We start from the raw sequence: 6317 nt of genomic DNA on the forward strand, positions 1-6317 counted from the left end.
CACTGTGGTCTATTTACCTGAAAATTGCTGTAAGATGTAGACATAAAAGTTTATTTATGATCTATTTCGAACCTTGCAAAAGGTCATTAATTGAACTTATACTCTGTTTTATTTGTTCTGTCAGATAAGTTCTTAATAAATCTAGGTTTACTGTTGAAAAATTGAGTAGTTCTAAAGCATATAGTAGGAGCGAAATACCAATAAGTAAAGCCAAAATTCTCCCAAAACAACCAGGATTTATTTCAATAAAAGCTAATTTAGATTGCCCGATGACAGCAATCGTTATAAAAACAATTCCTACTATTAAAAAGGTGCTGTTTGGAGTTAAATCTGTCATTTTTCGATTAAGATATCTCAGCACTTTTATTGTAGCTATTATTAGTTTAAATTTCTGCTCCTGCTATATGCAAAAACATAAAAATTTTGCAACTCAACATTCACCCCAACCTAATAAGGCTCTGGCTATTGCAGTATCGGTGTTGGAACTCATCGTATGCTATGATTTAGGAAGATATATATTTATTTTGAAACTTATTTAGCAATAAATAGCGTTGATTGTCTCAATTGTGTATAAATTGTTCTATTTCACTCAGATATTCAAGGAAAAACCTAAATTCTGCAAGAAGCTAACTAACTGATGTGTCTCTAGCAGAAATTCAGATATCGTGAAGTTGCAGTTGATTTAAACTCAATTTTACTTTTTACGATTTTACTGAGACTATTTAGTGGTCAAACTTTCAGCATTAAAAAGCCAAAATGTCATCACTCGTGTACTAGACGTTAATTTAGTTTATATATTAAACTACACTAAGACGATAGGAATAGTGGTTTTTTATGGAAAGCGTCCAAAACGTTAGTCAAGAGTTGAATGTAACAAGAGACACAGCACTAGAGCAATTACAACAGTCTACTCCAGTAGAGTTCAAAAAAGACATTTTCACAAAACTCAGAGGTGGATTTTTCTTAGTAGTAGGATATTTATTATCACCACTATGTTGGTGGAATGACTTACTATTCAATTTGCCAATAGCTTATGGTTTTGGATATGCATGTAGTTTACTTTCCCCAAAATTGCTTTTACCTTGTTCAATTATCGGATACTGGCTCTCTAATATTGTGGGAATTCTCTTGATGCAATTCGGTTCTAAGGACATTTTTAAAAAAGAACCTCAAGAGCATAACCTCAAAAAAGAATTGTTCACAGGTTTAATTTCTTCGACAGTTTATACCCTGTTGATTATGCTGTTGATCCAGTTGAAAATTCTTGATTCTCCTATTTTATTCTCCAACAGTTAATTTAGTTTATCACCTTTTTACAAGGAATCGATAGTATGGGTGCATATCTATACACCCATACTATGTATAGGCGTTGCATAATTGAAGTATGAATTTGAGCGATCGCGATGAAATGTCCAAGGTGTGCATCCACTCATATCCACAAGAATGGTAAAAAGTATGGTAAACAAAATCATATATGTGTTCATTGTGGTTGTCAGTTTATAGATTCCTATGAACAGTAGGGCTACCCTGAAGAAATAAAAAAAGAGTGTATAGAGATGTATGTGAATGGTTCATGATTTCGTACAATTAAGCGAGTTAAGAAAGTCCATCATACAACTGTAAGAAATTGGGTTAGAGAGCTTGGAAATACCCTACCTAATTCACCTGAATATAATGAGATACCAGAAATTAGTCAAATTGATGAGCTTGAAACTTTTGTAGGTAAAAAACAAAATTTAGTTGTGGACAGCAGTAAATAAATATGTTCCAGGAGTTATAGCTTGGGTTTTAGGAGACCGCAGTTCTGAAACTTTTAAGCTTTTGTGGCAGATAATAAACTGCTGGCATTCTTATTTTTACGTCACAGATGGTTATCCAGTTTACTCTTGTTTTATTAGGAATGAGGATCATATCGTTAGTAAAACTTATATGACACTCGTGATGTGTGAAAATAGTCGTTTTAGACATTATTTAGCTAGGCTACATCGTAAAACTTTTTGTTACTCTAAGTCTGAGGAAATGCTTAAACTCTCTATTCGATTGGTTATACATTATCTCAAGTATGGTTCCGTGGCGCTGCAGGCGCGTAGCGCCCGCAAGCTTGAGGCGATCGCATGATTCATATTTGGATTCAGGAACACCTTATGTATATATAGCAATAGGTGGAGGAGTTACGAACAAAAAAAACTGACTTATTCAAGAAGTCTGGGTTTTAAGTCTCTGGATGGAGAGCAAATCAGCTAGCAAGAAGATCAATTTTCGTCAAATTTTAAAAATTCACTTAAATTCAACAATTTTGGAGGCTCCTTACTTACAATTAATGGCAACTTACCATTCCATTTTTCTATTGCTTGCCTTTGCAGAATTTCTGGAGTTAAGCCATCACGTAATAATCTGTGTGCCTCAGCCTCTCCTTTAGCTAAATTAACTTTTGCCTCAGCCTCTTTTGTTGCTTTCAGTGCGATAAACTCTGCTCGTTTTGCTTCTTGTTCAGCAATCTGCTTTGCCTCCACCGCCTCACCAAATCGTTCTGAAAAATGCACATGAACTAGAGAAATATCATCAACAGCAACGTGATAGCTACCCAATCGTGTGGACAAGGCATCATCTACTCCACTTTTGACTTCTCCACGGTTGGTAATAATTTCTTCAGCAGTATATTTTGCTATTACTGCTTTGAGTACTTCTTCAACAGCTGGGTTAATAATCCGAATAACTACATTTTGTTCATCTCCAATTTCCTGAAAAATGGCATTTGCTTCTTGAGGGATAATATGCCAATTGAGAGCTACATCAGCGAAAACATTTTGTAAATCTTTGGAAGAAGCCTCAGCAGAAATTTCCTGTTTTTGGACTCTAATACTCAGCTTTGTCACAGTATTGACTACAGGAATAATTAAGTGAAGTCCTTCTCCTAATATCTGGTTTTGTACTTCGCCAAATTTCATTAATACACCACGTTCTCCTGCATTTACAATCACACAAGGTGAGAGGAAGAGAGTTATCAGGAACAAAAGAGCGGTCAGTTTACCGGCACTGTTGAAATTTGTAAATTTTATCATCTGTGTGAACCATGTATGCATCTTGTATAGAGATACATATTTAGGAGTTATAGGCTTCTTTCCGTCATGATTTTAGCTCGACTTGATCCAAAATTAAGAATATTCTTGACTTAATAGCAACTGCCCATTATCAAGCCGATATACACCAGTAGGTTCAATAATCGGATCACTTTTCTTCCAAAGACGGGATATAGTTTCGATACCTATCACCTCACCAGTTGTATAGGTAGAAACCAAAACACCAGGACGATTAGTGGTTAAAGCACCAGAACCTGTAATTGTAAAAGAGTTTTCTTGTCGCTTTGTGCCGCGTGAAATCCAACTATTGGCGATGCGTGCATTAGTATCGATGACTGGGTATAATCCAGTGAAGCTATTTTGAATGGAACTGGTATCAGGTACGTTAATGTTGATCGTACCTGAAACGCCTAGTTCGGAACTAGTAGTAATATCGTTTTTTTCAGTTGGCTTTGGACGCGCTTCGATACCGAAGATACCTTGCGAGTTAATTTCGACATTTCCACTGCCCCCTTGAAAGGTGTTGGCACTATATCTTGCTGTTTTCTTTGGGAATGGCGACGATGAATTTTGAGTTGATATTGACGTTACCACTATTACCACCTTTTTTATCAATACCCACGCTGGTGGAGATTTGACTACCATGGCGTAGTAATAACAAGTCTCTTGCTTGTAAGTTAATATTGCCGCCATTTCCTGAAAAAGATTCGGCGATGAATCTTCCTTTGTTGTCTAAGGTAATTGTGGGTGAGGTTACTTCGATATCACCTGCAATACCGGAACTGGAAGCAAGGACAAAAAAGCCACTAGCAGAGCCAAAATTAGTAAATCTTGCAGGAAATTTGTCAAGGCGTTCATTAAACTTTGCATCAGTACCGTTGACAAGCACTCTGTCTGTAGCATTAACTGTTATTTTACCTGCGCGTCCACTGCCTGAAGAAGCGCTAATAATTTGTCCGCCATTTAGCACTTCAACCAAGCCTGCATTAGATTGTAATATTGCCTGCATCGCTACTATTTAAAGTACGTGCATCTATAGTTGCGCCATCTATGACGCGGAGAAGATTGGTGTATACGGTAATATTTCCGCCTTTGCCTGTAAAATTAGTTTCTGTATTTACACTGCTAAAAGCGGCACTTGAAAATCTTCCACTTGGAGTAGTGCCGTCAAAGGAAACGCGATCACTAGTGTTAATAATTATATTGCCAGCTGAACCCCGCCCAACAGTATTTGTTAGCAGTTGCGCTCCCCCAGTAACACTCAAGGAACCTGTTGTAATTTCAATATTTCCACCTTTACCAGTTCTGTCAGACTGAACGCTGTTAATTATGGCGATCGCTAGATTCATATTCATCCTGAAAAACCCGACATGCAAGCTCATCACGCTTGAGATGTGACCACTCATCTTCAATGCGATTCATTTGAGGACTGTAAGGTGGTAGAAAAAAGACGTATAAACCTTGCTCTTGCCAACGTTGGTGGTGCTGGCGTGCTAAATGACTTTTATAAACAGAGGCATTATAGTGAATAATGACAGTGATTTGTCCGGTTGTCAGTAAATGATGTGCTGCACGTATTGCTTGCCAATTTATCAGCTGCACATAAGTTGGTGTTTTGAGTGTTCTAACCATCAAGGCATAGTCAAAACGGACTTTTGGTTCCCAAATACCAAAAATGTTGATACGTCTACCTCGTCACCGACTTTGCCGAATACGTTTTTGTTCTCCCTTTCGCCTATAAGTGTAATCTGTTAGGGACTTCCAGAAAATAAACTATGCCATTAATAATAATGATAATCATTTTAAGGTAGGTAAAGGGGCTGCTGACGGCAGCCCCTTTACCCCCTTTTTTGTAGTAATTTGAATAATGACGTTTGTTTTTGAATATGGCAAACGATGTCTGTGTCTATAGTATTAACTGATTGTCAGAAAAAGTTGTTGATTGAAACTGCATTTCAACTCAAAGGTTCGGCTAGACGTAAATTTATAGCACAAACTTTTACACAACTGGGTCGTGGAGGGCAACGTCTAGTCCAGAGGGAGCTAGGATGGAATCGAGACACTATTCGCAAAGGAACAAGAGAGTTACCAACTGGCATTACTTGCGTTGATAACATGAGTGGGAAAGGACGCTATAAAGCAGAAGTTCACTTGCCAAATCTCTTAAATGATATAAAAAATATAGTTGACTCCCAAAGTCAAACTGACCCTAGTTTTAAAAGTAATAAATTATATAGCAAACTCAGCGCCACTAAAGTCAGAAAGCAATTAATAGAAAAATATGGTTACAGTGAAGAAAATTTATTTACATCAGAAACAATTAGAGTTAAATTAAATGATTTAGGATACAAATTAAAAAGAGTGAAGAAAATTCAACCTCAAAAAAAATTCCTCAAACCGACGCAATCTTTGAGCAATTAGAGATAGTAAACCAAGTTGCACTACAGCTTGAGTAACTCCCAATCCTGACGCTTAACTTGTAGGTATTTTTGGTTTCGATTGAGCGCTGGACTGTAGCGTATGCGTTTCCAACACCACCCCTTTGAGCAGTTGCCGTATTTGTTCGGCTCCTAGCTCTACGTTTCGTTCCTCCAACAGCTTTTGACTTAACTGACGGGCACGCTCATCGACGATTTTGTGACAACCATTTTTTACTATTGCCTGCCAGTTTGACTCCTGCCAACTTCGTTTTTTGCCACGTCCAGGCGCTTCCCACAAACCTCCTATCCCAAGAAAATTGCCAGCGTCGAATCGTCTGCCTTACCGTCTGTTCTGCCCAATCCAAATACTCTGCTATTTGTGGTACATTCCATCCGTGTGCATTTAGGTATCCCGTTTGCAGTTGTCCCCACAAATGAACCCTGCACATCTAAACTGGCATCTTTTCCAAGCAAAATCCCATTAGGATTTATTAAAAACAAATTAGGATTAGAATTACCAAATGTGCCAAATATCCCCAAAATTTCTGAAGGGTTATTACCTGTCACCGATGCCAAAATATTTTGAATACCTGCGCTAAGACTGAAGAAATACGCCCCCCGCCCCTCGCTGATATTAAATTCTTCAAAACTGTGAAAAAGATTTATTTATTTGGCGAATTGCACCACCTGTAATTACTTCCCTCAGTTGTCCCTGAAAGTTGCTTATAGCGGTTTTCACTTGAGTGAGAGACAATCAAATGTACTATAGAGATCAAAGAAGTAAAATTTGTCACTAATGAAAGCATACTCCATAGAT

9 protein-coding genes and 3 pseudogenes are annotated in these 6317 nt (G+C 37.6%); 3 read left to right on the forward strand and 9 right to left on the reverse strand.

Annotated elements, in window-relative coordinates; translation table 11 throughout:
* Window positions 1-61: 61 nt before the first annotated feature.
* A complete protein-coding gene (locus V7K60_RS33525; protein WP_334932346.1) occupies window positions 62-337 on the reverse strand; it encodes a hypothetical protein in 276 nt (91 codons plus the stop codon).
* 497 nt (window positions 338-834) lie between these two features.
* Between V7K60_RS33525 and V7K60_RS33530 the strand changes: the two genes are divergently transcribed.
* Together V7K60_RS33530 and V7K60_RS33535 are read left to right on the forward strand one after the other, a co-directional pair.
* Window positions 835-1296 carry a hypothetical protein gene (locus tag V7K60_RS33530; RefSeq protein WP_334932348.1) on the forward strand — a complete coding sequence of 154 codons (462 nt, stop codon included), beginning with the start codon at window positions 835-837 and terminating at the stop codon, window positions 1294-1296.
* 107 nt (window positions 1297-1403) lie between these two features.
* A pseudogene (locus tag V7K60_RS33535) lies at window positions 1404-2118 on the forward strand (IS1 family transposase).
* Between the two features lie 134 nt (window positions 2119-2252).
* Here V7K60_RS33535 and V7K60_RS33540 read toward each other — a convergent pair.
* From V7K60_RS33540 to V7K60_RS33560, 5 genes are all read right to left on the reverse strand, one after another.
* The gene (locus tag V7K60_RS33540) at window positions 2253-3062 is read right to left on the reverse strand and encodes a prohibitin family protein (RefSeq protein ID WP_334932350.1); all 810 of its coding nucleotides are present in this window, start codon (window positions 3060-3062) and stop codon (window positions 2253-2255) included.
* A 93-nt stretch (window positions 3063-3155) separates the two neighbouring features.
* The gene (locus V7K60_RS33545) at window positions 3156-3674 is read right to left on the reverse strand and encodes a hypothetical protein (RefSeq protein WP_334932352.1); all 519 of its coding nucleotides are present in this window, start codon (window positions 3672-3674) and stop codon (window positions 3156-3158) included.
* Complete coding sequence (locus tag V7K60_RS33550; RefSeq protein WP_334932354.1) at window positions 3610-4089, reverse strand: hypothetical protein; 480 nt, start codon at window positions 4087-4089, stop codon at window positions 3610-3612. The genes V7K60_RS33545 and V7K60_RS33550 overlap by 65 nt, the downstream gene beginning before the upstream one ends.
* Window positions 4067-4435 carry a hypothetical protein gene (locus V7K60_RS33555; RefSeq protein ID WP_334932355.1) on the reverse strand — a complete coding sequence of 123 codons (369 nt, stop codon included), beginning with the start codon at window positions 4433-4435 and terminating at the stop codon, window positions 4067-4069. Before V7K60_RS33555 ends, V7K60_RS33550 begins: the two co-directional genes overlap by 23 nt.
* The gene (locus V7K60_RS33560) at window positions 4404-4712 is read right to left on the reverse strand and encodes a transposase (RefSeq protein ID WP_334932357.1); all 309 of its coding nucleotides are present in this window, start codon (window positions 4710-4712) and stop codon (window positions 4404-4406) included. Before V7K60_RS33560 ends, V7K60_RS33555 begins: the two co-directional genes overlap by 32 nt.
* Window positions 4713-4988: 276 nt before the next feature.
* Between V7K60_RS33560 and V7K60_RS33565 the strand changes: the two are divergent.
* Window positions 4989-5521: pseudogene (locus V7K60_RS33565) on the forward strand (ISAzo13-like element transposase-related protein); the annotation flags it as partial.
* A gap of 31 nt (window positions 5522-5552) precedes the next feature.
* Here the strand turns inward: V7K60_RS33565 and V7K60_RS33570 are convergent.
* The 3 genes and pseudogenes from V7K60_RS33570 to V7K60_RS33575 form a co-directional block, all read right to left on the reverse strand.
* On the reverse strand, window positions 5553-5798 hold the full coding sequence (locus tag V7K60_RS33570) for a hypothetical protein (protein WP_334932359.1): 246 nt from the start codon (window positions 5796-5798) through the stop codon (window positions 5553-5555).
* Window positions 5704-5949, reverse strand: coding sequence for a helix-turn-helix domain-containing protein (locus V7K60_RS35510; protein ID WP_442944509.1), 246 nt, complete (start codon window positions 5947-5949; stop codon window positions 5704-5706). Before V7K60_RS35510 ends, V7K60_RS33570 begins: the two co-directional genes overlap by 95 nt.
* Window positions 5909-6163, reverse strand: a pseudogene (locus V7K60_RS33575) (two-partner secretion domain-containing protein); the annotation flags it as partial. The gene V7K60_RS35510 and the pseudogene V7K60_RS33575, both read right to left, overlap by 41 nt.
* Between the last annotated feature and the right edge of the window lie 154 nt (window positions 6164-6317).

This window comes from Nostoc sp. (assembly GCF_036917555.1).
In the GTDB taxonomy this organism is placed as follows: domain Bacteria; phylum Cyanobacteriota; class Cyanobacteriia; order Cyanobacteriales; family Nostocaceae; genus Nostoc.